Here is a 26,501-nt window from a genome sequence, read left to right on the forward strand (position 1 = left end):
GGGGCGAGCCTTCGACTTGATCGAGAGTACGAACGCCGATCAGGCGGCGGGAACTTCCACATTGTCGATCAGCCTGGTTTTTCCCAACCAGGCGGCGGCGAGAACGCGGCCCGCACGGTCGCGCCGCCATGGCGTGAGTGTCAGGCATTCGCGAGCCTCGACATAATCCACCGTCTGGAAGCCGGTCGCGACCAAAACTCGGCTTGCTTCGGCGATCGTTTCCTGCTGCCCTGCGCCCGCCGCCAGCGCAGCTGCTGCCTTGCGCAGAATGACGTTGAATTGGCGAGCGATCTGGAGTTCGGTTTCATCGAGATAGGCGTTGCGTGACGACATGGCGAGGCCATGCGCGTCGCGTATGGTCGGCGCGCCGATGATCTCGACGGGCAGGTCGAGGTCGCGGCAAAGCTGCCTGACGACGCAAAGCTGCTGGTAATCCTTTTCGCCAAAGATGGCGAAGTCGGGTGCGGCCTGCAGGAGAAGCTTGGCCACCACAGTGGCGACGCCGTCGAAAAAGGTGGGGCGAAAGTCCGTTTCGAGCCCGGCCGACGGGCCGCCGACCGAGATCTTCGTGGCAAAGCCTGCGCGATACATCTCGCTGACACCGGGCGTGAAGGCAAGGTCGGCTTTGACCACCGCCAGCATGTCGAGGTCGCGGGCCAACTGGCGCGGGTACTTGTCGAGATCCTCGGTCGGTGCGAACTGCGTCGGGTTGACGAAGATCGACACCACGCAACGATCAGCCCTTTCGAGGGCGATCTTGACCAGCGAAAGATGCCCGTCATGCAAGGCGCCCATGGTCGGCACCATGGCGATGCGTTGTCCGTCGCGCCGCCAGTCGCGGATTCGCGCGCGAAGCGCGGCAACGCTGTCAACGACGTGGGGCCGGTTCACGCGTCATCCCCGCCGTTGGTTTTTGAAAAGACGTGGGAGGGCCTGGGGAAAACGCGATCCCGCACCTCCGATGCATAGCGCTCCGCGGCATGCGTGATCACGCTGCGCAGATCGGCGTATTGCTTGACGAATTTCGGCACGCGGTCGACCGTCAGCCCGACCATGTCGTCGATGACCAGTATCTGGCCGTCGCAATCCCCGCTGGCGCCGATGCCGATGGTTGGAATGGCTATGCGGCGGGTGATGTCGGCGGCGACCGTCTCGATCGTGCCTTCGATGACCACCGAGAACGCGCCGGCCTTCTCGACCGCGAGCGCGTCGGCGATCAGGGCGGCTACAGTCTCGTCCGTGCGGCCCTTGATCTTGTAGCCGCCATCCTTTTCCACCGATTGCGGCTGCAGGCCGATATGGCCCATGACCGGAATATCGGCAGCCACGATCGCGGCAATCTGACGAGCCATGTCGACGCCGCCTTCGAGCTTCACCGCCTGGCAGCCGGTCTCGCCGACTATGCGCCGTGCCGAGGCCACGGCTTGCATGGCAGACTCCTCATAGCTGCCGGCCGGCATGTCGACGACCACGCAGGGCCGGGCTGAGCCCCTCATCACGGCTTGGCCGTGCGCGATCATCATCTCCAGCGAGGCGCCTAGCGTCGTCTCGTGGCCATGCAAGACCATGGCGACGCTGTCGCCGACCAGGAGCAGGTCGACGTGGGGATCGAGCAGGCGGGCGATCGGGTAGGTGTAGGCGGTGAGGCAGACGATCGGCGTGCCGCCCTTGCGGCGGCGAATCAGGTCGGCGCCGATGCGAATGTCGGTGGTCGGCAATTGCGTGGCCAATCGTCGCCTCCTTCAGCCCGGGCGGCACAGGATTTTCGCATGGGCGCGCAGAGCTTTAGAAAGAGCGGCAAGCCTTGGCAAGCGCGCATCCGGTCACCCTCGGAGTCACAGGCTGGTGTCGGGTCCCTGGCGCGCCATTTGCGCGCTCCCCGCGGCAAAACCCTTGCCTTCCCGAAGGCCTGACGCCATAAGCAGGAAACGGGCGCCGCCAGCGCGAGGGTTCTGAGATGAAGACTTTCCTGACGCAGTTTTTTACCTGGTGGAACAGCCAGACGCTGGGAACGCGCCTGCACACATGGCGCTACGGCAAGAGGGTTGGGCAGGACGAGGCCGGCAATGTCTATTACGAAGGCGGTATCGATTCGGAAGGCCGCACGCGTCGCTGGGTCATCTACCGCAACTATTCGGAAGCTTCGGCCATTCCGCCGGGCTGGCACGGCTGGATTCACCATCGTGTCGATATCGCTCCCCCCAGCGATGACTACCGGCCGCGCGACTGGCAAAAGCCGCATTTACCCAATCTGACCGGCACGCCATCGGCCTATCGTCCGAAAGGCTCGGTGCTGACCAATCAACACCGCCCGCAGGTCACCGGCGACTACGACGCCTGGACGCCGGGCTCGTAACGGCGCGGGTTACAAAGGTAAGGTGCAGGCCGGTCCTTTATCGCCACAATTGGTGTGTAGCTGCTTGCTGATCAGAAAACGGCGACTAGCCTTGGCGATTGACGGAATCACCTGGGCGCGAACCACCGGTACCTCCTGCATGAGCTTTTTCAACCCGATATCGACGGGCGCCCTGACGTTGGCCGCCAGCCTCGCCGTCAGCACCCTCGCCTTTGCGGCTTCACCCGCACCCGCACCCGCACCCGCCGCCCCGGCGCCGGCGGCGCCCGCGGGATCGGATCGCATCACCAACCCGGTCGCCGAGTTCGCCGGCATCGACAAGATCACCGGCCGCATCATCACCTTCGATGTTTATATCGACGAGACGGTGCAGTTCGGCGCCCTGCAGGTAACGCCGCGCGTCTGCTATTCCCGGCCGCAGAACGAACAGCCGAAGACCGATTCTTTCGTCGAGGTCGACGAGATCACGCTCGACCGCAAGATCCGCCGTATCTTCACCGGTTGGATGTTTGCCGAAAGTCCGGGGCTCAACGCGGTCGAACATGCCGTCTATGACGTCTGGCTGAAGGAATGCAAGCAGAAGTCGGATGTGCCGGCGCCCGATGCTGGCAAGAGCGGCGCGACCAAGGCCGATGGGGCGAAAGCCGACGCGTCGAAGCCAGCCGCGACCAAGCCAAATCCCCCGGTCGCTCCGGACGCGGCACAGCCCGACGACGCCGTGGAACCGGATACGACGGACACCAATTGATCTCTTGGAACCGCCATGGCTGGCGCGCGTTGGACCATCACCACGCGCGTTGAGGATAAGCCTATGTCGGACAGCAAGCGGATCATGGCCAACAAGGCCGAGTTGCTGGAGCTCGAAAAGGGGTTCTGGACGGGCGACACTGCCTACTACGCTGCAAATGTCGACACCGAATGCCTTGTGGCATTTCCGCAGATGGCACAGGCCATCGACAATGCCGATCTGGCCAAGACCGCAGCCAAACCCAACCGCTGGCGCGACCTCAACATCGAACTCAAGGGAATAATCGAACCCGGCAGCGATATCGTCATGCTGACCTATGAAGCGCATGCGACGCGCGAAAATGGCGAGCCCTATGCGGCGCTGGTCAGCACCGGCTACGTCCATCGCGTCAACGGCTGGAAGATGATGTTCCATGCGCAGACGCCGATCGAGGCGTCACCCAAGTAGGGCCTGATCCTACGGAAAAAAGACTGCTTCGCCTTTCAGCGCGTCTGCCAGCATCTTTTCATATTTGCCACGCGGCACGTCGACCGCGCCGAAACGCTTGAGGTGCTCTGTCGTGAACTGCGTATCGAGCAGCGCGAAGCCGCGTGCCCTCAGGCGCTCGACGAGATGCACCAGGCAGGTCTTCGACGCGTCCGTCTCTTTGGAAAACATGCTTTCGCCGAAGAACACCCGCCCGAGCGAGACGCCATAGAGGCCGCCGACCATACGCCCCTCGCGCCAGGCCTCGACCGAGTGGCAATGACCCATGCGGTGCAGTTGCACATAGGCTTCGCGGATCGGCGCATTGATCCAGGTAGAGCGGCGCTCCTCGCGGTTTTCGGCGCAGCCGTCGATCGTCGCTTCGAAATCGAAATCGAAACGGATTTCGAACGGGTGCCTGCGGATCGTCTTCTTCAGGCTTTTGGGTGTGTGAAAACCGTCGAGCGGAATGATGCCGCGCGTCTCCGGCCGCACCCAGAAGACCTCCGGGTCACCGGCACTTTCGGCCATGGGGAAGACGCCCGAGGCGTATGCCTTGAGCAGAAGGTCGGTCGGGATGCGATAGCCTGGCGCGTAGGGACGGGTCATCGCGTCATCATAGCGGCAAGTTGGGGCTATTCGCCCTTGGCCAAATATTTTTCCAGCCAGTGGATGTCGTAGTCGCCATTGGCGATGTCGGCGTTGCCGACGAGATCGCGAAACAGCGGCAACGTCGTCTTGATCCCGTCGACGACGAATTCGTCGAGCGCCCGCCGCAGCCGCATCATGCATTCGACGCGGTTGCGGCCATGCACGATCAGCTTGCCGATCAGGCTGTCATAGTAGGGCGGGATCTTGTAGCCGGAATAGACGCCGGAATCGACGCGGATGCCGAGGCCGCCCGGCGTGTGGAAATGCGTGATGGTGCCCGGCGAGGGGGTGAAGGTGCGTGGATCTTCGGCGTTGATCCGGCATTCGATGGCGTGGCCGTTGAACTTGATGTCTTCCTGCTTGACCGAAAGACCGCCGCCGGAGGCGACGCGTATCTGCTCGTGGACCAGATCGATGCCGGTGATCGCTTCCGTCACCGGATGCTCGACCTGCAGGCGCGTGTTCATCTCGATGAAATAGAACTCGCCGTTCTCGTACAGAAACTCGATGGTGCCGGCGCCCGAATAGCCGAGATCGGCAATCGCCTTGGCGCAGATGCCGCCGATGCGGGACCGCTCCTCGGCGTTGAGCGCCGGCGAATTGGCCTCTTCCCAGACTTTCTGGTGACGCCGCTGCAGCGAGCAGTCGCGCTCGCCGAAATGCACGCCGCCGCCAAAGCCGTCGCCGAACACCTGTACCTCGATGTGACGCGGTTTCTCCAGGTATTTCTCGATATAGACCGCGTCGTCGCCGAAGGCCGCGCCCGCTTCCGAGCGTGCCGTCTGCAGTGCGATTTCGAGGTCTGCCTCGGCATGCGCTACTTTCATGCCGCGTCCGCCGCCGCCGGCCGACGCCTTGATGATGACGGGATAGCCGATCTCGGCGGCAATGCGCCTGGCTTCCTTCTCCTCGGTGACCGCACCGTCGGAACCGGGCACCACTGGAATGCCGAGGCGTTTTGCGGTGCGCTTGGCCTCGATCTTGTCGCCCATGATGCGGATGTGGTCGCCGGACGGGCCGATGAAGGTGATGTTGTGCGCCGCCAAAATGTCGGCGAACTTGGCGTTCTCCGACAGGAAGCCATAGCCCGGATGCACGGCGTCGGCGCCGGTGATCTCACAGGCAGCGACGATCTGGTGGATGTTGAGATAGCTGTCGCGCGACGGCGGCGGACCGATGCACACGCTTTCGTCGGCGAGCCTGACATGCATGGCGTCAGCGTCGGCGGTCGAATGCACCACCACCGTCTGGATGCCGAGCTCCTTGCAGGCACGCAGCACCCGGAGCGCGATTTCGCCGCGATTGGCGATGAGGATCTTCTGAAACATCAGGTCCGCTCTACTCGATCACGACGAGCGGCATGCCGTATTCCACCGGCGTCGCGTCCTCGAACAGGATCGCCGTCACCGTGCCGGCGCGCGGCGAGGGGATCTGGTTCATCGTCTTCATCGCCTCGATGATCAGCAGCGTCTGGCCTTCCTTGATCTTCTGGCCGACCTCGATGAACGGCTTTGCGTCCGGCGACGGCGCCAGATAGGCGGTGCCGACCATTGGCGAGGTCACCGCGTTTTTCGACACGTCGACCGCCGCCGGCGCGGCCGCGGGCTGGGTTGCCGTTGGTGCATAGGCGGGCTGCCCGGCCGCGATCGCGTGAACGGCGGGCGCCTGTCGCGACACCCGTACCTTCAGGTCGCCGAGTTCAACCTCGATTTCTGTCAGGTTGGTGTCGTTCAGTATGCCCGCCAGATCGCGGATCAGTTGCTGGTCAACACCGGTCTTCTTTATCGACATTTTCGAGCCTTCTGTTTGTTGGCCGGTCATAGGCGTGCGGCCAGCGCTTGCAGCGCCAGCGTGTAGCCGAGCGGCCCAAAGCCACAGATCATGCCGACAGCGACCGGCGCGACCATGGAGACGTGGCGGAACGGTTCCCGCGCGTGGATGTTGGAAAGGTGAACTTCGGCGACCGGCAATGGCGCGACCGAACGGATGGCGTCGTGGATCGCGATCGAGGTATGGCTATAGGCGCCTGGGTTGATGACGATTCCGGCGGCTTTGTCGCCGGCCTCCTGGATCCAGTCGACAAGATCGCCTTCATGGTTCGACTGACGGAAATCGATCTCGATCCCAAGCGACGCGCCTGCCTGCTTGCAGTCCTCGGCGATCGCGGCAAGCGTCTTGCCGCCATAGATGCCCGGCTCGCGCTTGCCGAGCGCGTTGAGATTGGGACCGTTCAGGACGAATACCGTTTTCAAAAAGAGCCGACCTTTTCCGGCACCGGCGTCAAGCCGGCGCGCTGGGCCTCTATACCGGGCATAGTCGCCCGCGGAAAGAGCGCAAGTGCGTTCTTTCACTGTCCACAACAGGCCGAAATGCGCCCGTGAAGAAAACCGCTTGCCGCTCAAAGCGCGGCTTTCGCCGCCTCGATCTTTTCGGCAAGCACTTCTTGCCCGAGCGCCCCGAACACGACCTCGTTGCCGACGACGTAGGACGGGGTTCCGGTGATCTGCAGTTTGTTGGCAAGATCGTAAGTTTTGGTGAAGGCCTCGGTGATCGATGGGTCCTTCATCTTCTCGTGCAATGTCGCCTCGTCGGCGCCGAGCGAAAGCGCGATCTTGATCGCGGTTGCCTCGGTGGCGCGCCCCTGGCCGCCGAGCAGGGCATTGTGGAACTCGCCGTATTTCTCCGGCATCATCAGGTGAAACGCCATCGAGACGACGCTCGCCTTCTGCGAATCCGGACCGAGGATCGGAAATTCCTTGAGCACGAAACGCAGGTCCGGATCGGACTTGGTAAGCGCCCGCATGTCCTCGATGGCGCGTTTGCAGAAGCCGCAATTGTAGTCGTAGAACTCGACGATGGTGACCTTGCCGTTCGGGTTGCCGACAACGCCGTCGAAGGTGGAATTGAAAATCTGGTCCTTGGCGTTCTTGATGACGCCCAATGCCGCGAGCCGCTGTTCCTCCTTCTGCTTGGCCTCGAGCGCGTCCTGCACTTCCAGCAGCACCTCCGGATTCTTCAGGAGATAGTCGCGGATGATTCCCTCGACCTCGGTGCGGTCGATTTTGGTGTCGGCCGCAACTGTCTGGATAGGCTGAGCCGCCTGGACAGGCTGCGCCGTCTGGACAGCCTGTGCCGTTCCGGCCTTCGCAACCTGCGGACTGCCGGCCACGAAACCGAAAGCCAGCATGCCAAGGGCGACCGCAACCCCCGTGGTGCCCAGCAGCAGTGCCTTTTTCATCGTTGTCGTTCCTTCTGCCTATTTTCCGGTCTGGCTGTGTCGCAGCACGCGGCCGGAAGGTTCATGAGATTACTGGCTCTTGCCTGACGATTTGTAGTTTATGATGTCCTGGGCGCGTATCCAGCGCGGCTCGCCGCGCTTCATCTGCTGTTGCGCCCGCATGGCGAAGATCTTCGCATCCTTGTAGTTGCCGGAATAGAAATGGCCTTCGGCGGTGGCAAGCTCCGCGCCCGGTATGTCTCCCAGCTCCCCGTAAGCCTGCGCCAGATAACGATAGCCGGTGGAGTTTTCCTTGTCGCGGCCCAGGCCATCGTTGATCCGCACGACAGCTTGCTTGAGCGAGTCGGGCGTGCCGACCGCCATCAGCGCCTGGCCAAGCGAGACAGGCAGCAGGCCGGACCGTGCCGGGTCGAGGCTGACCGCTTTGGAATAAGCGTCGGCCGCATCCGCGGGCTTGTTGGCTTTCATCAGAATATCGCCGCGCAGCTCCTGGAAGTAGGCATTCTTGGGCTGCGCCTTGATCAGGGCGTTGGTCTTGGTGAGTGCCGCGGCGATGTTGCCGTAGAGATAGGCCGACTGGGCATCGCCATACAGCGCCGCCATGCTGCCCCGCATCTTTTGCATCAGCCGCGTCGCGGCGGCCTGGCCTTCCATGTAGACGGCAATCTTCACCCGCATCATGTCGTGGCGCTGCTGCAGTGCCGGCGCGTCGATCTTGTCGACGTTGGGGCTCTGTTTGACCAGCACCTCGAGGTTGGCGATGCGGTCCTGCGGCATCGGGTGGCTGATCCGGTAGGGATCGACCTGCGCCCCCGACAGCGACAGCGCGGTCTGGAAGCGATGAAAGGTCTTCAGCATGCCCATGCCGGACTGGCCGGTGGCATTGAGATAGGTGATGGCCGAGCGGTCGGCCGTGATTTCCTCGGTGCGCTGATAGGCGAGGATGCTGCGCTGCGCCATCTCGCCGCCACCGGCCGCCACGCCCATGCCGGCGCCGGCAAGGCCGCGGCTGTTCGTGGTCGCACCGGCAACGATCGCACCGGCACCGAGCAAGGTGGCGATGATGGCCATGGTCTTGGCGCGTTCGAGCTGGTCGCGCAGTTTCTGCTGGTGGCCGCCGGCGATATGCCCGGCTTCGTGTGCGATGACGCCGATGATTTCGTTCGGCGTCTCAGCCGTCATCAACGCGCCGGTATTGATGAACAGCCGGCGCCCGGTGACGAAGGCGTTGAAGCTGGAATCGTTGACCAGCACGATGTCGATGCCGTCATTCGCCAGCCCGGCGGCCCTGAAGATCGGCCGTGCATAATCGCGCACGAGGGCTTCGATCTCGGCGTCGCGGACCACTGGCACGCCTTGGGCGAAGGCGGTCTGCGAACCGGCAACCGCGACCGCGGCGGCAAGCGAAACCGTCGCGAAGACACGCGCTGCCTGGGCAATCGTCGATCTGGGTCGGCTCAACATGATGTGTCCACTGGTAGACGAGCGGGCGAAAGATGAAAAGTCGGCGCCTGAAAAACTTCCTCAACTTGTGATCCTCACATCAATCGGGCATTTGTGCGGCGCATGCGTCAGGACCTGGCGCGCTCAATCCTCGGGACAGGGGTAAAAAAATGGTCGTTTCGCTCTCCCATCGCGGCAATGTCGAGCCGTTCCACGCCATGGATGTGCTGGCCGAAGCGAACCGGCTGAGGGCTCAGGGCGTGCCGGTGATTTCCATGGCGGTCGGCCAGCCATCCGATCCAGCGCCCGTACGGGTTCGCGCCGCCGCCGCCAAGGCGCTGGAGAATGGACGCATAGGCTATACCGACACCTTGGGTCTGGCCCCGCTGCGCAAGGCGATCGCCGGGCATTACGCGGATCATTATGGCCTCGATGTCGACCCCGGCCGGATCGCGGTGACCACCGGATCGTCGGCGGCCTTCAATCTCGCCTTCCTGGCGATGTTCGACCCGGGCGACCGGGTCGCCATCGCCGCGCCCGGCTACCCCGCCTATCGCAACATCATGGCGGCCCTTGGCATCGACGTGGTCGAAATCGAACTCGGCGACGCGGCTTATCTGCACGCAGGACATCTGGACGCCGCGCATCGCGAGGCGCCGCTGAACGGCGTGCTGTTTGCAAGTCCGGCCAATCCGACGGGCGCCGTCATCCCAGCCGACGAGCTGGCGACGCTGATCACCACGGCGGAATCGCTCGGCATCGCCGTCATTTCCGATGAGATCTACCATCGGCTGGCCTATGGAGCCCCCGACACCACGGCACTCGCCTTCAGCGACAGCGTGACGGTGATCAACTCCTTCTCGAAATACTACTGCATGACCGGCTGGCGCATCGGCTGGATGGTTTTGCCGGAAGAACTCGTGCGGCCGGTCGAGCGCGTCGCCCAGAGCCTCTACATCTCGCCACCGGAGCTGTCGCAGATCGCCGCGATCGAGGCTTTTGCCGCAACCGAGGAATTGGAGGCGGTGAAGGCACGCTATGCCTGGAATCGCGAGCTCTTGATGAAGCGTTTGCCGGAGCTGGGTTTTCCCCTGGCGGCGCCCATGGATGGCGCCTTCTATGCCTTTTGCGATGTCGCCCGGCACAGCAACGACAGCATGGTCTTCGCCCGCAGGATGCTGGCCGAGGCGCAGGTGGCCGCGACACCCGGCCGCGACTTCGACACTCGGGCGGGGCATCGCACGATGCGGTTTTCCTACGCCGGCAGCCACGACGACATGGTCGAGGCGATGGCGCGCATCGAAACCTGGTTGAGGTAGCGTCATGCCGGAAGTCGAACAGGCCCCCAAACTTGATCAAGCATTGGCGGAAGTCGCGGCGGAAATGGCTGAACGCACCGATCGCGGCGATGTCGCGACCTATATTCCCCAACTGGGCAAGATCGACCCGAAGAAATTCGGCATCGCGGCCGTCACCAATGATGGCCGCACGCTCGTAGCCGGCGATGCCGAGCAGGCGTTTTCGATCCAGAGCATCTCGAAGGTGTTCACCCTGACGTTGGCGCTCGGCAATGTGGGCGACGCGCTGTGGAAGCGGGTGGGGCGCGAGCCCTCAGGCAACCCGTTCAACTCGATTGTCCAGCTCGAGCATGAGAACGGCATTCCGCGCAATCCGTTCATCAACGCCGGTGCCATCGTCATTTCCGACATCCTGCTTGCCGGCCACCAGCCACGCGAGGCGATCGGCGAGATACTGCGCTTCATCCAGTTCCTCGCCGACGACGAGACGATCATCATCGACCGCGAGGTCGCGGCTTCCGAACGTGCCACTGGCTACCGCAACTTCGCGCTCGCCAACTATATGAAATCCTTCGGCAATCTCTATCATGCGCCGGAACTGGCGCTGGGCGTCTACTTCCACCATTGCGCCATCGCCATGAGCTGCCGGCAATTGGCGATGGCCGGCCGTTACCTCGCCAATGGCGGCAAGAACCCGGCAACCGGGCATTCCGTGGTGTCGTCGGAGCGGGCGCGGCGCATCGGCGCCATGATGCTGACCTGCGGCCACTATGACGGGTCTGGCGATTTTGCTTTCCGCGTCGGCATCCCCGGCAAGAGCGGCGTCGGCGGCGGCATATTGGGCATCGTGCCGGGTGTCGCCTCGCTCGCCGTCTGGTCGCCTGGCCTCAACGCCAACGGCAATTCCAAGCTGGGTTCGATCGCGCTGGAAAAGCTCGCCAGGATGATGAACTGGTCGATCTTCGCGCCTTAGAAACGTGACATGCCGATAAGAAAAATCCCGCGCCGTTCATTTCGATCGGCGCGGGATTCTTTTGTCAGAGAATCAATTCAACGGGTTGAAAAGGTTTAGAAAAAACCTTTCCGCTGCCACCAGCCGGCACGCTTCGGCTTTTCTTCGGTCTTGACTTCAGGCCCATCGGCCACGGTCGAGGAAACCACCGGCGCGACAGGCGTATCAGCGGCTGCCGCCTTGCGGCGCGATGGCCGGGCCTTCGGCGTCTCCTCGGTGGCCGCTGCCTCGTCCGATGCCGTGGCTGGCGTTTCGGCGGGTGCCTGCACGGCCAGTTCCGCGGTCGGCTCCTCGGCGACGGCTTCGGCCGCCGCCTTCTTCGGCTTGGCCGCGCGCCGCGGCTTCTTGGGCTTCTCGGTGCTTGGCACCTCGTCGCTCACGGTAGCCGCGGGTTGTTCGACGGCGGCGGCAGCCACCGGCTCGATCGACACAGGCTCGCTTAGCGAAGCGTCAGCCTCGGCGGGCTCGGTGGTTTCGCCGGCTTCCGCCTCGGTCTCGCCTTCACCGTCTTCGCGACGGTTGCGCTTATCAAGGCCTGAGCGCGCCGACCGGGCCNCCGCGCTTGCCGCGCCGACGCTTCTTGCCCTGGCCATCGTCGGACGCTTCCGCCGTTTCGACGGTCTCGGTTGCGGCGACCGCAGCCTCGTCGTCTGCCTCGGCAACGCCATGGTCCGCCGCGTTTTCCCGCGCGGAGAAACCGTCATCGGATGTGGAAAGGGAAGCGCCGTCCGTCGGGGCGCCATGCTCGCGATCGCGGTCCTTGCCGCCACGCCGCCTGCGGCGCTTGCGGCGCTTGCGATCGCGGCCTTCGCCGTCCTCGCCGGATTTGGGCTGCTGATGCTGCGGCTGCTGAGCGTGGCGCGGCTGTTCGGCCTGGGCCGGCGCCTCGTCTTCCTCCTCGGCGACGACGATCTCGTCCTCCGGTTCTTCCGGCTCGACATAGGCCGGCAGGCTGCGCACCTCGACGAAACCTTCCGGCTTTTCGGCCAGCGCGCCGCGGAAGATCGCGTAGTGCTGGGCACCGACCGCATCGTCTGCCTCGATGGTGATCGTCAGGCCGAAGCGGCTTTCCAGTTCCACCAGCGTGCCGCGCTTGTGGTTGAGTACGTAGAGCGCGGTCGCGGCCGGCGTGCGCACCGTGATGTGGCTTCTCGAATCCTTGAGCAGGAACTCCTCGATCGCCCGGACCACCATCAGCGCCACCGACGAATCGGACCTGACATGGCCGGTACCGCCGCAATGCGGGCACGGCTTCATGGTCGATTCCAGCACGCTGGCGCGGATGCGCTGGCGCGACATCTCCATCAGGCCGAAATGCGAGATGCGGCCGACCTGGATGCGAGCACGATCGTTTTTGAGGTGATCCTTCAGCCGCTTCTCGACAGAGCGGTTGTTGCGGTTCTCCTCCATGTCGATGAAGTCGATGACGATCAGGCCGGCGAGGTCGCGCAGCCTGAGCTGGCGGGCGACTTCCTCGGCCGCTTCCAGATTGGTGTGGAGCGCGGTGTCCTCGATCGAGTGCTCCTTGGTGGAACGGCCCGAATTGACGTCGATGGCGACCAGCGCTTCGGTCTGGTTGATGATGATGTAGCCGCCGCTCTTCAGCGTCACTTGCGGCTGCAGCATGCGGTCGAGCTGCGCCTCGATGCCGTTGCGCACGAAAATCGGCGTCGTGTCTCGGAACGGCTGAACCACCTTGGCGTGGCTCGGCATCAGCATGCGCATGAAATCCTTGGCCTCGCGATAGCCCTCATCGCCGGAGACGAGAATCTCGTCGATGTCCTTGTTGTAGAGGTCGCGCACCGAGCGCTTGATCAGGCTGCCTTCCTCATAGACGAGGGCAGGGGCCGTGGACTGGAGCGTGAGATTGCGCACGTTCTCCCACAGCCGCATCAGATATTCGTAGTCGCGCTTGATCTCGGCCTTGGTGCGGCTCTCGCCCGCGGTGCGCAGGATGACCCCCATGCCTTGCGGCACTTCGAGATCGGCAACGACCTCCTTGAGGCGCTTGCGGTCGACCGCACTGGTGATCTTGCGCGAAATGCCGCCGCCGCGCGCAGTGTTCGGCATCAGAACGGAATAGCGGCCGGCGAGCGACAGATATGTGGTGAGCGCCGCGCCCTTGTTGCCGCGCTCTTCCTTGACGACCTGCACCAGCAGGATCTGCCGGCGCTTGATCACTTCCTGGATCTTGTACTGGCGGCGCACCGGCTTGCGGCGGTTGCGCACTTCCTCGAGCGCGTCCTCGGCGCCGACCGATTCGATCTCATGATCGTCTGGATGGGAAGAGGATACTTCCTCGAGCATGCCGCGATCATTGTCGGTGGAGGTGGCTTCGCTTCCCTGTTCCGCCTGCGGGATGGGCTCGGAAATCACATCGCCTTCGACGGAGGCGGCGATCGACTTGGGGGGGGCGTCGTTGGTCTCGCTTTTATCCTGTTCGGAAGAAACCTCGTCCTGTTCGGATGCGTCGGCGTAATCCGAGGCGTCGGATGCGTGTTCCGAGGTCCCGGAAAAGTCGGCCATGTTCTCGGCGACAACATCCGGGCCGTTGTCATCCGGGCCATTGTCGTTGTTCTCGTCTGCCTCGCGGGCGACTTCGCTTGCCTCGCCGGATTCGGCCGTGCCGGCATCGCGCCTGTTTTCACCACGGTCGCGGGGCTTGCCGCCGCGCCGGCGACCGCGCCGTCCACGATCCCGGCTCTGGCGATCGTCGCCTTCGCTGTCCTCGTTCTCTTCGTCCTCGGCCTCCTGCGCTTCCGCGCGCAGCAGTGCCTGACGGTCGGCGACCGGAATCTGGTAGTAATCGGGGTGTATTTCACTGAAGGCGAGAAAACCGTGACGGTTGCCGCCATATTCGACAAAGGCTGCCTGAAGGGAGGGTTCGACGCGCGTTACACGGGCGAGATAGATATTTCCTTTGAGCTGCTTCTTGTCCTGGGATTCAAAGTCGAATTCTTCGATACGGTTACCGCGTACGACGACTACGCGTGTTTCCTCCGGGTGGGAGGCGTCTATCAGCATTTTGTTGGGCATTATTTCGTTTCCTCCCGGCAGCCGCCAGCCGCAGCTTGCAAGGCAAAGCCCGCTGCTGCGTTTCTGGTGTGTGGGTGCCGGATGTCTGAATGTCCGCCGGACGCTGCCTGCGTGTCATGGCGGTGCCGCCCGCAGCCATATTGGCGCGGTTTGATGCGGACCTTTCCATGATTGCGCTTGAAGCCATCGTCACCAGCAGAACCTTTTGAACCAAAGCCCGGAAACCGGACCAGCTTGTTTGCTCATACAGAGCCGGCGCGGGAATAAACCCGGCCGTTTTCCTCACGCAGGCGATTCCCCCGCCACGGGAGCACACCTGCGAAATTCGTCGCAATCACCTGAAGCCTTTTCGCGTGAAGCGAAAGGAGCCGCCTTTCATCTGACCCTGTAGCAGGAAGCTGCGGAGGAGGGCGGTTCCAGGATTGCAGTGATCCACCATCGCTTTTATGATTTGGCGGGTTGGAAGGCAACCCCGATTTCCGATGCCGGCAAAAAGCAGTTCCGTAGCGTAAGCCTGGCCCCGTCCTTGCGTGAAAAGGCTTGGTTAACCTTCTCTCGATACCAATCGTTAATCGAGCTCGCGGCCTAACCGGCATGTTGACGAAACGAACCGGCGCCTGGCGCCAAACCGGGAGCGACTGGAAGAAAGATGGGACTGGCGGACTTCACAGACAAGGGATGTCGTGTTGGCGGCCAGGTTCTCCGTGCCTTCTGTCTCCTGCTGCTGGTGGTGATTTCCCAGGTCTTTTTCCCTGTAGCCTTTTTCCCTGTTGCCAATGCCGCCGACGCTCCGCTCGTGGCCAAGGGCTACAAAATGGCCGGCGATGCCACCAAGATGCGCATCGTCATGGATTTCGATCGCGAGCCTGACATCAGATGGTTCCTGCTGCGCGGACCCAATCGCCTTGTCATCGATCTTGCAAACACCCGATTTGCCATCGATGCCAAGGATCTGAAGCCGCGTGGCCTGGTCAAGGGCGTGCGGCTCGGCGAACTCGGCGAGGGCGTCTCGCGACTGATCCTCACCGGCAAGGGGCCGTTCGCCGTCGACAAGCTCGATGTGCTCAAGAACGAGGACGGAACCGGCTACCGCCTTGCCGTCGACATGTCGGCGGCCTCCGAACGTGAGTTCGACGCCGCTCTTGCCAATCAGGCGCTGACGACCGGTTCCACGGTTTCGACCGACAAGGGCGGCCGGGTCGGAACCGGGCCTGTCTCCAATCCGGGCCACCGATTCACCGTCGTCATCGACCCCGGCCACGGCGGCATAGACGGCGGTGCCGAAGGCTTGAACGGCACTATCGAGAAGAACGTCACACTGGCCTTTGCCACGGAGCTGCGCGACAAACTCGCGGCCGCCGGCCGATACGATGTCTTCATGACCCGGGATACCGACGAATATCTGCGCCTGGACGACCGCGTCCGCATTGCCCGCCAGCATGAGGCCGATCTGCTGATTTCGATTCATGCCGATACGATCAGCGTCAAGGGCATCCGCGGCGCCACGGTCTACACCGTCTCCGACAAGGCCTCCGATCCGGAAGCGCAGGCGCTAGCCGACCGTGAAAACCTGTCCGACCAGTTCGCCGGCATGGTCATCAAGAACGACAACAAGGAAGTGACCGATATCCTGATCGATCTGATCCGGCGCGAGACGCACACCTTCTCGATGAGTTTTGCCCACACATTGGTTGGCCAGCTGTCGACCAGTGTCGGCCTTATAAACAATCCCCAGCGTTCGGCCGGGTTCAAGGTGCTGAAGGCCCCCGACGTGCCGTCCGTGCTGGTCGAGCTCGGCTATCTCTCCAATGCCAAGGACGAGGCGCAACTGCTTGACGCCGAATGGCGCGGCAAGGCAGCGCAAAGCATCACCAATGCCGTGGCATTGTTCGCTTCCGCGCGTGCCGGGGCTGGAACCGGAGGTTGACTATGCCCGGCGGCGCCTGCAACCAGAGGCGGCGTTGCGCGATGACAACACCCCGCGCTTTTATTTCGGGCTTGCGGCTGCGAAATCAGGCCTTGCCGTATTTTGTCCACATGGTGGCGACATGGGTTTCGATTACGGGTTGGGACCGGCTCGAAAGCTTGCGTGAAAGGCGGCTTCGTTTAGGAAATTCCCGAACCAAGGACTGGAGCGGGTATGATTCGTCTCATTGGCTATTTCTTCGGCATAGGCACGACGCTGGCCCTCCTGGCCGCCGCGGGCGTTGCCCTCTACATCGGCCATGTAGCGAAGGATCTGCCTGACTACGAAGTGCTGGCAAAGTACGAGCCTCCGGTGACCACCCGGATCCATGCCTCGGACGGCGCGCTGATGGCCGAGTACGCGCGGGAACGGCGCCTGTATTTGCCGATCCAGGCTATCCCGGATCGCGTCAAGGCTGCCTTCCTGTCGGCTGAGGACAAGAACTTCTACAGCCACCCCGGTGTCGACATAACGGGGTTGGGCAGAGCGGTTATCACTTACGTTTCGGGTGGCCCCATGCAGGGCGGCTCGACGATCACCCAACAGGTTGCCAAGAACTTCCTGCTCACCAACGAGCGTTCCCTGGAACGCAAGGTCAAGGAGGCCATCCTCTCGTTCCGCATCGAACAGGCCTATTCCAAGGATCGTATCCTCGAGCTCTATCTCAACGAGATTTTCTTTGGCTTCAACGCCTATGGCGTTGCCGGTGCGGCACTGACCTACTTCGATAAATCGGTAAACGAGCTGACCGTGGCCGAGGCCGCTTATCTGGCATCGCTCCCGAAAGGTCCGGCCAACTACAATCCCTTCAAGCATGCCGACCGAGCAATCGAACGGCGAAACTGGGTGATCGGCCAGATGGTCGAGAACGGTTACGTGACGCCTGAAGAGGGCGCAAAGGCGAAGGCCGAGCCGCTTGGCGTTGCTCCGCGCCGCAGCGGCTCCTACCTTTTCGCCGGCGAGTATTTCACGGAAGAGGTTCGTCGGCAGATCATCGCCCGCTATGGCGAGAACGCGCTGTATGAGGGCGGGCTGTCGATTCGCACCACTCTTGACCCGAAGGTCCAGCTCATTGCCCGCAAGGCGATGCAGAATGGATTGATGAAATACGATACTTTGCGTGGCTATCGCGGGCCGGTGAAGACGGTCGACGTGTCCGGCGACTGGGGTGTGCCGCTGGGCGCCGTCAAGGGCCTGGAAGACGTTCCCGAGTGGTCGCTGGCCGTCGTGCTCGACAGTTCGGCGTCCGGGCTGTCGATCGGCTTGCAGCCCGCACGCCAGGCGTCGGGCGACATCGTGAAGGAACGCGTCGAAGGCACCGTCAGTAAGGAGGACATGGGCTTTGCCATGCGCCATGTGGTCGACGGCAAAACAGTCAAGGCCAAGTCGCCGGCCGACGTGCTGAAGCCAGGCGACGTCATCTTCGTCCAGAAGAACGACGGCTCCGACAATACGTACAGCTTGCGGCAGGTTCCCGAGGTGGAAGGCGGCCTGATCGCGATGGATCCGCATACAGGCCGTGTGCTCGCCATGGTCGGCGGCTTCTCCTATTCGCAGTCGGAATTCAACCGCGCCACCCAGGCGATGCGCCAGCCGGGTTCGTCATTCAAGCCCATCGTCTATTCGGCCGCACTCGACAATGGCTATACACCGGCCTCGGTGATCATGGACGGACCGATCACCATCCAGAGCGGCAACACCACCTGGACGCCGAAGAACTATGACGGCACCGTCGCCGGGCCGGCAACGCTCCGCTCCGGCATCGAGAAGTCGCGCAACCTGATGACGGTGCGGCTTGCCAACGACATGGGCATGAAGCTGGTCGTCGAATATGCCGAGCGCTTCGGGGTCTATGATCATCTGGCGCCATATCTGCCGATGGCGCTGGGTTCGGGCGAGACGACCGTCATGCGCATGGTTTCGGCCTATTCGATCATGGCCAATGGCGGCAAGTCGATCAAACCGTCGCTGATCGACCGTATCCAGGACCGCTACGGCAAGACCGTGTTCAAGCAGGACGAGCGTGGCTGCGAAGGCTGCAACGCTCCTGAATGGAAAAACCAGCCCGAGCCGGAACTGGTCGACAATTCCGAGCAGGTGCTCGATCCGATGACCGCCTACCAGATCACCTCGATGATGGAAGGCGTCGTCCAGCGCGGCACCGGCGCCACAATCGGGGAACTTGGCCGCCACATAGCCGGCAAGACCGGCACCACCAACGACGAGAAGGACGCATGGTTCATCGGCTATACGCCGAACCTCGTGGTTGGGCTTTACATGGGCTATGACACGCCGCGCGGCCTCGGCCACGGCGCCACCGGCGGCGGTCTTGCCGCCCCGATCTTCAAGGACTTCATGCGTGTGGCGCTCGACGGCACGCCCAATGTCGACTTCAAGGTGCCTGACGGCATGAACCTGATCGCCATCAACCGCAAGACCGGCATGCGCTCCTCCTCGGGCGATGCGGGCACCATCATCGAGGCTTTCAAGCCGGGTACCGGCCCCGCTGACAGCTACTGGGTGATCGGCATGGGTGCTGATGGCTCCAACGCCTCGGGCGGCGCGCTGTCGCCGCAGGCCAACCAGGCCATCCAGGACGGCGGCGGCGGCCTTTACTGACGAATCCACGCGTCCAGTTGGGCCAGCCTCCGGCTGGCCCATTTCGCTTTACACATGGCGGCACCGTCCCTATGTATCGCGCCGACCGAAGCGTCATTCAGCAACAGGACAAAACATCAGGCCATGCGCGCGGAAACGCAGAATATCGTCGACGAGATCAGGCAGGCGATAACCCTGCTGAGGAGGCATCTTTGACTGGGATCAGGCCATAAAGCGGCTTGAATACCTGAACGTGCGTGCCGAGGACGCCAGTCTCTGGAACGAACCGCTGGAAGCGCAGAAGCTGATGCGCGAGCGCCAGGGGCTCGAGGAAGGCATCGCGGCGGTCAAGGGCCTGACCCAGGCGCTGGAAGACAATATCGGTCTCATCGAGCTCGGCGAGGAAGAGGGCGACGAAGGCGTCGTCGCCGAAGCCGAAGCCGCGATCCGTTCGATGCAGGGCGAGGCCAAGGCCCGACAGGTGGAAACGCTGCTCTCGGGCGAAGCGGACGCCAACGATACCTATCTCGAAATCCATGCCGGCGCCGGCGGCACCGAGAGCCAGGATTGGGCCTCGATGCTGTTGCGCATGTACACGCGCTGGGCCGAGCGCCGCCGCTTCAAGGTCGAGGTGCTTGAAGTGCACGACGGCGAAGAGGCTGGCATCAAGTCCGCGACCTTGCTGATCAAGGGCCACAATGCCTATGGCTGGATGAAGACCGAATCCGGCGTCCACCGTCTGGTGCGCATCTCACCCTATGACAGCAATGCGCGCCGTCATACGTCCTTCTCCAGCGTCTGGGTCTATCCTGTGGTCGACGACAGGATAGAGATCGACGTCTCCGAATCCGACGTGCGCATCGATACCTATCGTTCATCGGGTTCCGGCGGCCAGCACGTCAACACCACCGATTCGGCCGTGCGCATCACCCACATCGCCACCGGCATCGCGGTCGCCTGTCAGGCCGAACGCTCGCAGCACAAGAACAAGGCCAAGGCCTGGGAAATGCTGCGCTCGCGCCTCTACGAGGAAGAGCTGAAGAAGCGCGAAGCGGTGGCCAACGCCACCGAGGCATCGAAGAGCGACATCGGCTGGGGCCACCAGATACGGTCCTACGTGCTGCAGCCCTATCAGCTGGTCAAGGATCTGCGCACCGGTGTCGAAAGCACCAGCCCGTCGAGCGTGCTCGACGGCGACCTCGACGACTTCATGGAAGCCTCGTTGTCGCAACGCATCGAGGGCGGCGCGGGCGAAGCGGTGGCGGACCTGGATTAGGCTGCTTGCGCGGGCAATGATCGCGAGCCCCGTCGCAAAAGCGGACGTATTATCGTGCGGCGCCCGGTGTTGGCCTCAAGTGCTAGCCGGTGCGGCGCGCCAAGTTCGCGGTGATCGCAAGGGTCCGGATTCGCTTTTGCTCTGGTGCGGGAAGGGGGCTTTTCTTGCTCCAAGGCGGGCGCGGCGAGTGTTCGCCGTTCGGCCGGCTGCCCATGGCTTCGTCGGCTGCATGGCGGCTGATCCTCCTTTGCGGGCGATCGTCGGAACTGTCGCGGTCAATCAAGAGCATGTGATTGGATTTGACCGGCTGGAACTAGTCCGGGACCAATCCCGTTGTTTGCATGCCCCGCCTGCCGGGAACTTACCTGGCTTGAATCTCGTCAGCGGTAGCAGTGTGCTTATGGCGTGCGCCCCTATCTGGGCGCAGCGGCTTCTTGCGCCGACCAAGGAATCAGCCCAGCATCCAAATGCTGGGAGACAAAAAGCATTTATGGCCGGACGCGGCATATCTGCGACTGATGATCCGGCCACTGGGAAGACACGTTCCGGGAACGGGCAGGCGAAAAGCTTGACGCTCGAAAGGAACGTCCCATGTCTGCTGCCACGCCCAGATCGGCCCGAGCCGTTCAACCGGTCGGCCGACTTATGTTTTCTCTGTTTGCCGTCGCGATGTTCGCGCCTGCGGCCTTTGCTCATGATGCCAAGCCCACGGAGGCAAAGCCGCAGGGTTGGAGTTATCCGTTCGCCTGCTGCGCCAACTATGACTGTCGTGCCACGCATACCGGCGAAGTGCTGGAGAAGCCCGAGGGCTATGTGATTGCCGGCACCGGCGAAGTCGTTCCGATGACGGACAAGCGCATCAAGGACAGCCCTGACGGCGAATTTCACTGGTGCGCGCATCAGGCCGGTCTCGATGCCGGCAAGACGATATGTCTGTTCGTGCCGCCGCGCTCATTTTGAGCCGCGCCGACTGTTGAAGTGCATTGGCGCAAAAGCCTGCTGACGGCCAGTTGTCAGGATCGCTTCTTTATGGTGCCTTGCCGCTTGGGCGGCGGACAATGGAGAGGTGATATTCATGGCCATCAAGGGAAGCTGCCACTGCAAGGCGACGATGTTCGAGATGTCGGAAGCGCCGCAGACGGTGACGCAATGTACCTGTTCGTTCTGCTCGAAACGCGGCTCGCTTTGGGCCTACTATACCCCATCGCAGTTCAAGCTCGTCACGCCGCTGAAGAATGTTTCCTTTTATCAGTGGGGCTCAAAAACCGTAAAGCATGGTTTTTGCGCAACCTGCGGCTGCGGCACCTTCACTGAAACGCCGGACTGGTCGACCGGCGAGCCGGATTTCGACAATCCGAAGATCAGCGTCAACGCGCGGCTGTTCGATGACTTCGATCTCGACAAGGTCGAAGTGGTGGTCATTGACGGCAAGAATCTCTGGTAGCCACACCAGGCGGCCAACTGGATAATTGGCAGGCGCTTTTCCCGTTCCGTTTTTCGCCGCATTTCATGGTACAAGTCGCGGCAAGGGCTGATTTGGCGCCATCGTAAGGCGTGACTTGGAGAGGGACCATCCTATGAAGAAGACCGTGCTCGTCGTTATGGCGACGGCTCTGCTCGTGACCGCGTGCACCACCACCGACCCGTATACGGGCGACCAGAAGATTTCCAACACGGCGGCGGGCGCGGGCCTCGGCGCTCTGGCCGGTGCCAGCCTTGGTCTGCTTGCCGGCGGCAATGACCGCCGCAATGCCTTGATCGGCGCCGGCATCGGCGCGCTGGCCGGCGGCGCCATCGGCGCCACGATGGACCAGAACGAGGCCGAACTGCGCCGGCAGCTCGAGGGCAGCGGCGTCAGCGTCACCCGCAGCGGCGACCAGATCATCCTCAACATGCCGTCCGACATCACCTTCAACACCGACCAGGACGCGGTGAAGCCCGGCTTCTACCAGGTGCTGAATTCGGTGGCGCTGGTGCTGAAGAAGTTCAAGCAGACCACGGTCGACGTTTTCGGCCACACCGATTCGACCGGTGGCGACCAGCACAATTTCGACCTGTCGCAGCGCCGTGCACTGGCGGTCGCCAATTATCTCTCCGGCCAGGGCGTCGATCAGCGCCGCTTCGCCGTCACCGGATTTGGCAAGACCAGGCCCGTCGCCTCCAATGCCACGGCCGAGGGCCGGGCCCAGAACCGACGCGTCGAGATCCAGCTTTCGCCGCTCACCTAAAGCTGAATTGTGCTTGTGACGCTAAAACGGCCTCCAATGGGGGCCGTTTTCGTCCAGGGGTATATTGGCGTTCCCAGTCTCGTGACAGCAGTGAAATAAAATTAGCAAGATCTAATAAGTTCTTTTCCGAAGCCGTGGAAAGGATTAGCATTGCCGCGTTCCAAAGGGGATGGGGCGGTTTAATCGGCCGCGCAATCGACGTCTTTGCCGCCGCCTCGCTCTTGCACGGCCAGATCATGAAATCTGGGAGGAATGCATGACAAGAACAGCCAGCCTTGGGCGCTGCGGCGTCCTCGCTTTAACAGGTGTTGTAGGTGCATGGTTGGGCCTCGCCACGGCTCATGCCGAGGACGCCAACAAGGCCGACATCGACGCGTTGAAAAAATCGCTCGCCAAATATCAGGACTACACCGCCGCCGTCCGCGATCTCTATCTCTCGACGGTCGGCTGCGTCTACTACAGCGGAGAAAAGATACCCGGCTCCATGGACTATCCGAAAGGCGCCATGGGCATCCATTTCGTCAACGTTCCAAGCGTCGGCCAGAAACTGGACCCGATGAAGCCCAACGTCCTGATCTACGAGCCGACCAAGAAAGGCCTGAAGTTGGTCGGCGTGGAATGGCTGGTGCCGCTAACCCCGGACATCAAGGCGCCGCCGAAGCTATTTGGTCAAACCTTCATGGGCCCGATGGAAGGACACTACCCGCTCATCCCGAAGGAGTTCGTCCACTACGATCTTCATGCCTGGCTCGATGACAACCCGAACGGCATGTTCAGTCCGACGAACCCGAAGGTGAAATGCAACAGGGCCGAGTTTCCTATGCTGGAAAAACCGACCAAGATGATGCCCGGGCCGATGTGAACTGGAGCGGACCAGCGCTCGCCTGAATCGCCCCACGTCTTCGTTTCCGCAATTCGCGAGGAAGAGCGCTATGCGCCTTTTCCTCGAATGCTTTCGGCTGCCGGGCAAAGGAAGGCAAGCCGGCCAGGCGCTTTGCTGGCTGGAATCAGACCTTGGCGACGATGCGCATGAAGGCCGGCATGTCGTCGCCGAAGCCGACTGTGGCGTCGTTGTCTTCCTGATGGTGGCGGGCAGGGCGGCTGTTGCTGCGCTGCGGCCTGGTGTCACCGCGCTCAGGGGCGCGCGGCTCATTGCGGTCTGACGACTTGCGATCGGTGTTTTCCGAGCGGATTGCATCCTTGCGCGCGCGCCGTTCGACTACATCGGCCGTCTCCGCTACATCGGGCTGCTCCTGCGGTTGAGCAGCCACGGCCGAGGCATCTTCCTCGCTGTGTCCGCCGCGACGCTCGCCGCCCTTCTTGCGCCCGCCTCTGTCGTTGCGGTCCTCGTCCTTGCGGCCGGCGCGGCGCGGCGCGCCTTTGCCGCGGCGCGGAGCATCGTCCTCGCCTTCGCTGGCAACCACCGTCGACAGGTCGCCGTCATGCCACTCGATCTTGGTCCCGATCAGCCGTTCGATGGCGTCGATATATTTGGTGTCGGACTTGGTCGCGATGGTGAAGGACTTGCCCGAGCGTCCGGCACGGCCGGTGCGGCCGATGCGGTGGACATAGTCCTCTGCATGGATCGGCACGTCGTAGTTAAAGACATGGCTGACATCGGGAATGTCGAGGCCGCGCGCGGCGACATCCGAGGCGACGAGATAGCGCAGCTTGCCGTCACGGAAATTGGCCAGCATCTGCATGCGCGCGCGCTGATCCATGTCGCCATGCAGCGCACCGGCATCGAAATCATATTTCAGCAGCGAGCGGAACAGCTCCGAAACCTCGATCTTGCGGTTGCAGAAGATGATCGCGTTCTTCAGCTCCGCATCCTCGGCTTTGATCAGGTTTCGCAGCGTTTCACGCTTGTCCCAAGGCTTCGAGCCCGATTTGACCAACCGCTGGATGATGTTGGTGGCCGCCGAAGCGGCCTTGGAGACCTCGACGCGCACCGGCGCATGCAGGAATTTTTCCGTCAGCTTGGTGATCTCTGGCGGCATGGTCGCCGAGAAGAACAGCGTCTGCCGGGTGAACGGGATCATCTCGCAGATCCGCTCGATATCGGGAATGAAACCCATGTCGAGCATGCGGTCCGCCTCGTCGATGACGAGGATCTCGACACCGTTGAGCAGCAGCTTGCCGCGCTCGCGGTGGTCGAGCAGACGGCCAGGCGTAGCGATCAGCACATCGGCGCCGCGCTCCAGCTTTTTGTCCTGTTCGTCGAACGACACCCCGCCGATCAGCAGCGCGATGTTGAGCTTGTGGTTCTTGCCGTATTTGACGAAGTTTTCCTCGACCTGCGCGGCAAGCTCACGCGTCGGCTCCAGGATCAGCGTGCGTGGCATGCGGGCGCGGGCACGGCCTTTTTCCAGCCGGGTCAGCATCGGCAGCACGAAGGACGCGGTCTTGCCGGTGCCGGTCTGGGCAATGCCCAGCACGTCCTTTCCGAGCAAGGCGTGCGGGATCGCACCAGCCTGGATCGGCGTCGGCTGGAGATAGCCGGCATCGGTGACTGCGGAAAGCACCTTCGGCGACAGGCCGAGGTCTGAAAAGGTCAACGCTTCTTGAGCGATCGTCGTGTCTGAGGACAAGTGTTGCTGTCTTTGGCTGGTTCGGGGAAGCGCAACGTCATTCGTCGCGGCAAGCGCCACGCGCCTGCAAGATTGGTATTGCGATTAGGCGCAAGCCCGCGATTTGTCAACAGAAACGGGCAGGATTGGCACGATTGTGAAGTTGTAACCTTAATCGCGATGCTCAATCCGGCCTCGTATCCCTGTGCCGGCTCAGTAACGGAACTGTTCGGCCAGGATGCGTTCGTTCCAAGAGTGGTTGGGATCGAACAGCAGAGTCGCGGTGGCCGTTGGCGATTCCCGCACCGTGACCGAGGTCACCGCCTTGACCTCCGTGTGGTCGGCGGCCGCGTTCACCGGCCGCTTTTCCGACTCCAGAATGTCGAAGCGCACGGTCGCCTTGTTGGAGAGCAATGCGCCGCGCCAGCGTCGCGGACGAAACGGGCTGACCGGCGTGAGAGCTAAAAGCGGCGCGTCGAGAGGCAGGATCGGGCCGTGGGCCGAAAGATTATACGCGGTCGATCCGGCCGGCGTCGCGATCATGACGCCGTCGCAGTTCAGTTCCTCCAGCCGTATCTGGTCATCGATGCTGATGCGGATCTTGGCCGTCTGATAGGATTGGCGCCACAGCGCGACTTCGTTGATCGCCAGTGCCGTGACGTGTTCGCCATCCGAGGTGGTCGCCAGCATCTCCAGCGGGCGGATCGTTTCGGCGACCGCGGCAGCGATGCGCTCGGTGAGTCCCCCGGACCGGTACTCATTCATCAGGAAGCCGATGGTGCCACGGTTCATGCCGTAGACCTTTTTTCCCGTACCCATCGTGTCGCGCAAGGTTTGCAGCAGAAAGCCGTCGCCGCCCAGCGCCACCACGACGGTCGCCTCGGCGACCGAACATTGGCCGTAGCGTGCCGACAGGCTGTCCAGCGCCGCCTTGGCGTCTGTTGTGTCGGACGAGACGAAGGCAATGCTGCTGGTGGCTGTGCTCATGGTTCCCCGATCGCGACCAATTGGCGCCGGCAGGTTCTGGCGCGCCAGCGCCGGGGTAGCATGGGCAGGCAGGTCTGCAAAGAGAGCCTATGTCAGCCCATGAGGCGAGGGTGCGGCAGGGCCGCCGCACCAGCCGCTCGCGGTTGATGTCATGGCGCGAGCGAATGTGATGGTTAAGGCCGGGCTTAAGGTCTCGTAAAGCCGGATCGATCATGTTAGCCGGCATGGGTGGCGTGGGGCGCCCGCAGCATCACCTTGTCCTTTGGGACGCAATGGACGCTGCGGCAGTTCAGATTTGTGTGCGTGATCCCGCGGTTCCCGATGCCAGGGGATATGCGCCAGCCAGACGAGGCCGACATGTTGCCGGTAGCACGCCTGATCATCGTCTTTGTCATGCTGGGAAGTTTCGCGCTTGTCTTCGCCGAACTGGTGCGCCAGTCGGAAGAAATGAGCGCCAGGCCGATCCCCACGGCGTCACGTTGCGGCGATGCCGCCGGCATGCCTTGCCCGCAAAGGGCGCTGTAGGGCTTCGGATCTGAAATCCGATTCTGTTCCCTCCTCTCCTGGGAAGGAGCATGCGCCGAATTGACCGGCGGCGTTCTGGAGTGGAAGACTTTCGCGTGCCGGAC

At 62.7% G+C, this 26,501-nt stretch carries 23 protein-coding genes and 1 pseudogene; 13 read left to right on the forward strand and 11 right to left on the reverse strand.

Translation table 11 applies throughout. The features are described from left to right. Positions 1-39 precede the first annotated feature (39 nt). Together panC and panB are read right to left on the reverse strand one after the other, a co-directional pair. Entirely contained in the window at positions 40-891 is an 852-nt protein-coding gene (gene panC, locus X739_RS146800) for a pantoate--beta-alanine ligase (protein WP_023773093.1), read from the reverse strand. Further along, positions 888-1,730, reverse strand: coding sequence for a 3-methyl-2-oxobutanoate hydroxymethyltransferase (gene panB / locus X739_RS146795; RefSeq protein WP_023773092.1), 843 nt, complete (start codon positions 1,728-1,730; stop codon positions 888-890). The genes panC and panB overlap by 4 nt, the downstream gene beginning before the upstream one ends. Before the next feature lie 227 nt (positions 1,731-1,957). Between panB and X739_RS146790 the strand changes: the two genes are divergently transcribed. The 3 genes from X739_RS146790 to X739_RS146780 all read left to right on the forward strand — a co-directional run bounded on the left by X739_RS146790 (position 1,958) and on the right by X739_RS146780 (position 3,551). After that, positions 1,958-2,356, forward strand: coding sequence for an NADH:ubiquinone oxidoreductase subunit NDUFA12 (locus tag X739_RS146790; protein ID WP_015318043.1), 399 nt, complete (start codon positions 1,958-1,960; stop codon positions 2,354-2,356). A 139-nt stretch (positions 2,357-2,495) separates the two neighbouring features. Next, positions 2,496-3,104 carry a DUF2155 domain-containing protein gene (locus tag X739_RS146785; protein ID WP_023773091.1) on the forward strand — a complete coding sequence of 203 codons (609 nt, stop codon included), beginning with the start codon at positions 2,496-2,498 and terminating at the stop codon, positions 3,102-3,104. A gap of 63 nt (positions 3,105-3,167) precedes the next feature. After that, complete coding sequence (locus X739_RS146780) at positions 3,168-3,551, forward strand: hypothetical protein (protein WP_023795133.1); 384 nt, start codon at positions 3,168-3,170, stop codon at positions 3,549-3,551. 9 nt (positions 3,552-3,560) lie between these two features. On the opposite strand, the gene aat is transcribed toward X739_RS146780, so the two are convergent. The 6 genes from aat to X739_RS146750 form a co-directional block, all read right to left on the reverse strand. Continuing rightward, the gene (gene aat / locus X739_RS146775; RefSeq protein WP_023773089.1) at positions 3,561-4,178 is read right to left on the reverse strand and encodes a leucyl/phenylalanyl-tRNA--protein transferase; all 618 of its coding nucleotides are present in this window, start codon (positions 4,176-4,178) and stop codon (positions 3,561-3,563) included. A gap of 26 nt (positions 4,179-4,204) precedes the next feature. Next, positions 4,205-5,548, reverse strand: coding sequence for an acetyl-CoA carboxylase biotin carboxylase subunit (gene accC / locus X739_RS146770; protein ID WP_023773088.1), 1,344 nt, complete (start codon positions 5,546-5,548; stop codon positions 4,205-4,207). A 10-nt stretch (positions 5,549-5,558) separates the two neighbouring features. Beyond that, positions 5,559-6,011 (reverse strand): acetyl-CoA carboxylase biotin carboxyl carrier protein, encoded by a 453-nt coding sequence (gene accB, locus X739_RS146765; protein WP_023795134.1) that lies wholly within the window; start codon positions 6,009-6,011, stop codon positions 5,559-5,561. 26 nt (positions 6,012-6,037) lie between these two features. Next, positions 6,038-6,472, reverse strand: coding sequence for a type II 3-dehydroquinate dehydratase (aroQ, locus tag X739_RS146760; RefSeq protein ID WP_023773086.1), 435 nt, complete (start codon positions 6,470-6,472; stop codon positions 6,038-6,040). A gap of 146 nt (positions 6,473-6,618) precedes the next feature. Continuing rightward, the gene (locus X739_RS146755; RefSeq protein ID WP_023773085.1) at positions 6,619-7,458 is read right to left on the reverse strand and encodes a DsbA family protein; all 840 of its coding nucleotides are present in this window, start codon (positions 7,456-7,458) and stop codon (positions 6,619-6,621) included. A gap of 69 nt (positions 7,459-7,527) precedes the next feature. Continuing rightward, positions 7,528-8,922, reverse strand: coding sequence for a M48 family metalloprotease (locus tag X739_RS146750; protein WP_023773084.1), 1,395 nt, complete (start codon positions 8,920-8,922; stop codon positions 7,528-7,530). 149 nt (positions 8,923-9,071) lie between these two features. On the opposite strand from X739_RS146750, the gene X739_RS146745 reads away from it, so the two are divergent. Continuing rightward, the gene (locus tag X739_RS146745) at positions 9,072-10,220 is read left to right on the forward strand and encodes an aminotransferase class I/II-fold pyridoxal phosphate-dependent enzyme (RefSeq protein WP_023795135.1); all 1,149 of its coding nucleotides are present in this window, start codon (positions 9,072-9,074) and stop codon (positions 10,218-10,220) included. Between the two features lie 4 nt (positions 10,221-10,224). Further along, a complete protein-coding gene (locus X739_RS146740) occupies positions 10,225-11,172 on the forward strand; it encodes a glutaminase (RefSeq protein WP_031241230.1) in 948 nt (315 codons plus the stop codon). Positions 11,173-11,267: 95 nt separating this feature from the next. On the opposite strand, the pseudogene X739_RS01000000166320 reads toward X739_RS146740, so the two are convergent. Beyond that, positions 11,268-14,247 (reverse strand): annotated as a pseudogene (locus X739_RS01000000166320) (Rne/Rng family ribonuclease). Positions 14,248-14,896: 649 nt separating this feature from the next. On the opposite strand from X739_RS01000000166320, the gene X739_RS146735 reads away from it, so the two are divergent. From X739_RS146735 to X739_RS146705, 7 genes are all read left to right on the forward strand, one after another. Further along, the gene (locus tag X739_RS146735) at positions 14,897-16,174 is read left to right on the forward strand and encodes an N-acetylmuramoyl-L-alanine amidase (protein WP_023795136.1); all 1,278 of its coding nucleotides are present in this window, start codon (positions 14,897-14,899) and stop codon (positions 16,172-16,174) included. A gap of 213 nt (positions 16,175-16,387) precedes the next feature. Next, positions 16,388-18,832, forward strand: coding sequence for a penicillin-binding protein 1A (locus tag X739_RS146730; RefSeq protein WP_023773079.1), 2,445 nt, complete (start codon positions 16,388-16,390; stop codon positions 18,830-18,832). A 123-nt stretch (positions 18,833-18,955) separates the two neighbouring features. Then, positions 18,956-20,087, forward strand: a protein-coding gene (gene prfB / locus X739_RS146725; RefSeq protein ID WP_015318029.1) for a peptide chain release factor 2 whose coding sequence is annotated in 2 segments (ribosomal slippage) — positions 18,956-19,021 and positions 19,023-20,087 — 1,131 coding nt in all. Because the reading frame shifts where the segments join, the coding sequence is not laid out codon by codon here. Between the two features lie 591 nt (positions 20,088-20,678). Next, positions 20,679-21,047 (forward strand): hypothetical protein, encoded by a 369-nt coding sequence (locus X739_RS146720; RefSeq protein ID WP_023773077.1) that lies wholly within the window; start codon positions 20,679-20,681, stop codon positions 21,045-21,047. 115 nt (positions 21,048-21,162) lie between these two features. Beyond that, positions 21,163-21,531, forward strand: a complete 369-nt coding sequence (locus X739_RS146715) for a GFA family protein (RefSeq protein ID WP_023773076.1) — start codon at positions 21,163-21,165, stop codon at positions 21,529-21,531. Positions 21,532-21,664: 133 nt separating this feature from the next. Continuing rightward, on the forward strand, positions 21,665-22,315 hold the full coding sequence (locus tag X739_RS146710) for an OmpA family protein (protein ID WP_023773075.1): 651 nt from the start codon (positions 21,665-21,667) through the stop codon (positions 22,313-22,315). Between the two features lie 256 nt (positions 22,316-22,571). Further along, positions 22,572-23,177 (forward strand): hypothetical protein, encoded by a 606-nt coding sequence (locus X739_RS146705; protein ID WP_023773074.1) that lies wholly within the window; start codon positions 22,572-22,574, stop codon positions 23,175-23,177. 145 nt (positions 23,178-23,322) lie between these two features. Here the strand turns inward: X739_RS146705 and X739_RS146700 are convergent, their stop codons facing one another. Beyond that, positions 23,323-24,906 (reverse strand): DEAD/DEAH box helicase, encoded by a 1,584-nt coding sequence (locus X739_RS146700; RefSeq protein ID WP_031241235.1) that lies wholly within the window; start codon positions 24,904-24,906, stop codon positions 23,323-23,325. 192 nt (positions 24,907-25,098) lie between these two features. Then, positions 25,099-25,872 (reverse strand): NAD kinase, encoded by a 774-nt coding sequence (locus X739_RS146695; protein WP_023773072.1) that lies wholly within the window; start codon positions 25,870-25,872, stop codon positions 25,099-25,101. A 357-nt stretch (positions 25,873-26,229) separates the two neighbouring features. Between X739_RS146695 and X739_RS146690 the strand changes: the two genes are divergently transcribed. Beyond that, positions 26,230-26,397, forward strand: a complete 168-nt coding sequence (locus X739_RS146690) for a hypothetical protein (protein WP_245273899.1) — start codon at positions 26,230-26,232, stop codon at positions 26,395-26,397. Positions 26,398-26,501: the final 104 nt, after the last annotated feature.

Source organism: Mesorhizobium sp. LNHC209A00 (genome assembly GCF_000502915.1).
Lineage (GTDB): Bacteria > Pseudomonadota > Alphaproteobacteria > Rhizobiales > Rhizobiaceae > Mesorhizobium.

Excerpts from the sequence above, each read along its gene's own strand:
- X739_RS146735 (WP_023795136.1), top strand. The coding sequence starts at position 14,897 with ATGGGACTGGCGGACTTCACAGACAAGGGATGTCGTGTTGGCGGCCAG.
- X739_RS146745 (WP_023795135.1), top strand. The coding sequence starts at position 9,072 with ATGGTCGTTTCGCTCTCCCATCGCGGCAATGTCGAGCCGTTCCACGCC.
- X739_RS146730 (WP_023773079.1), top strand. The coding sequence starts at position 16,388 with ATGATTCGTCTCATTGGCTATTTCTTCGGCATAGGCACGACGCTGGCC.
- X739_RS146720 (WP_023773077.1), top strand. The coding sequence starts at position 20,679 with ATGTCTGCTGCCACGCCCAGATCGGCCCGAGCCGTTCAACCGGTCGGC.
- X739_RS146780 (WP_023795133.1), top strand. The coding sequence starts at position 3,168 with ATGTCGGACAGCAAGCGGATCATGGCCAACAAGGCCGAGTTGCTGGAG.
- X739_RS146785 (WP_023773091.1), top strand. The coding sequence starts at position 2,496 with ATGAGCTTTTTCAACCCGATATCGACGGGCGCCCTGACGTTGGCCGCC.
- accC (WP_023773088.1), bottom strand. The coding sequence starts at position 5,548 with ATGTTTCAGAAGATCCTCATCGCCAATCGCGGCGAAATCGCGCTCCGG.
- accB (WP_023795134.1), bottom strand. The coding sequence starts at position 6,011 with ATGTCGATAAAGAAGACCGGTGTTGACCAGCAACTGATCCGCGATCTG.
- X739_RS146755 (WP_023773085.1), bottom strand. The coding sequence starts at position 7,458 with ATGAAAAAGGCACTGCTGCTGGGCACCACGGGGGTTGCGGTCGCCCTT.
- X739_RS146740 (WP_031241230.1), top strand. The coding sequence starts at position 10,225 with ATGCCGGAAGTCGAACAGGCCCCCAAACTTGATCAAGCATTGGCGGAA.
- X739_RS146790 (WP_015318043.1), top strand. The coding sequence starts at position 1,958 with ATGAAGACTTTCCTGACGCAGTTTTTTACCTGGTGGAACAGCCAGACG.
- X739_RS146715 (WP_023773076.1), top strand. The coding sequence starts at position 21,163 with ATGGCCATCAAGGGAAGCTGCCACTGCAAGGCGACGATGTTCGAGATG.
- aat (WP_023773089.1), bottom strand. The coding sequence starts at position 4,178 with ATGACCCGTCCCTACGCGCCAGGCTATCGCATCCCGACCGACCTTCTG.
- X739_RS146690 (WP_245273899.1), top strand. The coding sequence starts at position 26,230 with ATGTTGCCGGTAGCACGCCTGATCATCGTCTTTGTCATGCTGGGAAGT.
- X739_RS146705 (WP_023773074.1), top strand. The coding sequence starts at position 22,572 with ATGACAAGAACAGCCAGCCTTGGGCGCTGCGGCGTCCTCGCTTTAACA.
- X739_RS146695 (WP_023773072.1), bottom strand. The coding sequence starts at position 25,872 with ATGAGCACAGCCACCAGCAGCATTGCCTTCGTCTCGTCCGACACAACA.
- X739_RS146750 (WP_023773084.1), bottom strand. The coding sequence starts at position 8,922 with ATGTTGAGCCGACCCAGATCGACGATTGCCCAGGCAGCGCGTGTCTTC.
- X739_RS146710 (WP_023773075.1), top strand. The coding sequence starts at position 21,665 with ATGAAGAAGACCGTGCTCGTCGTTATGGCGACGGCTCTGCTCGTGACC.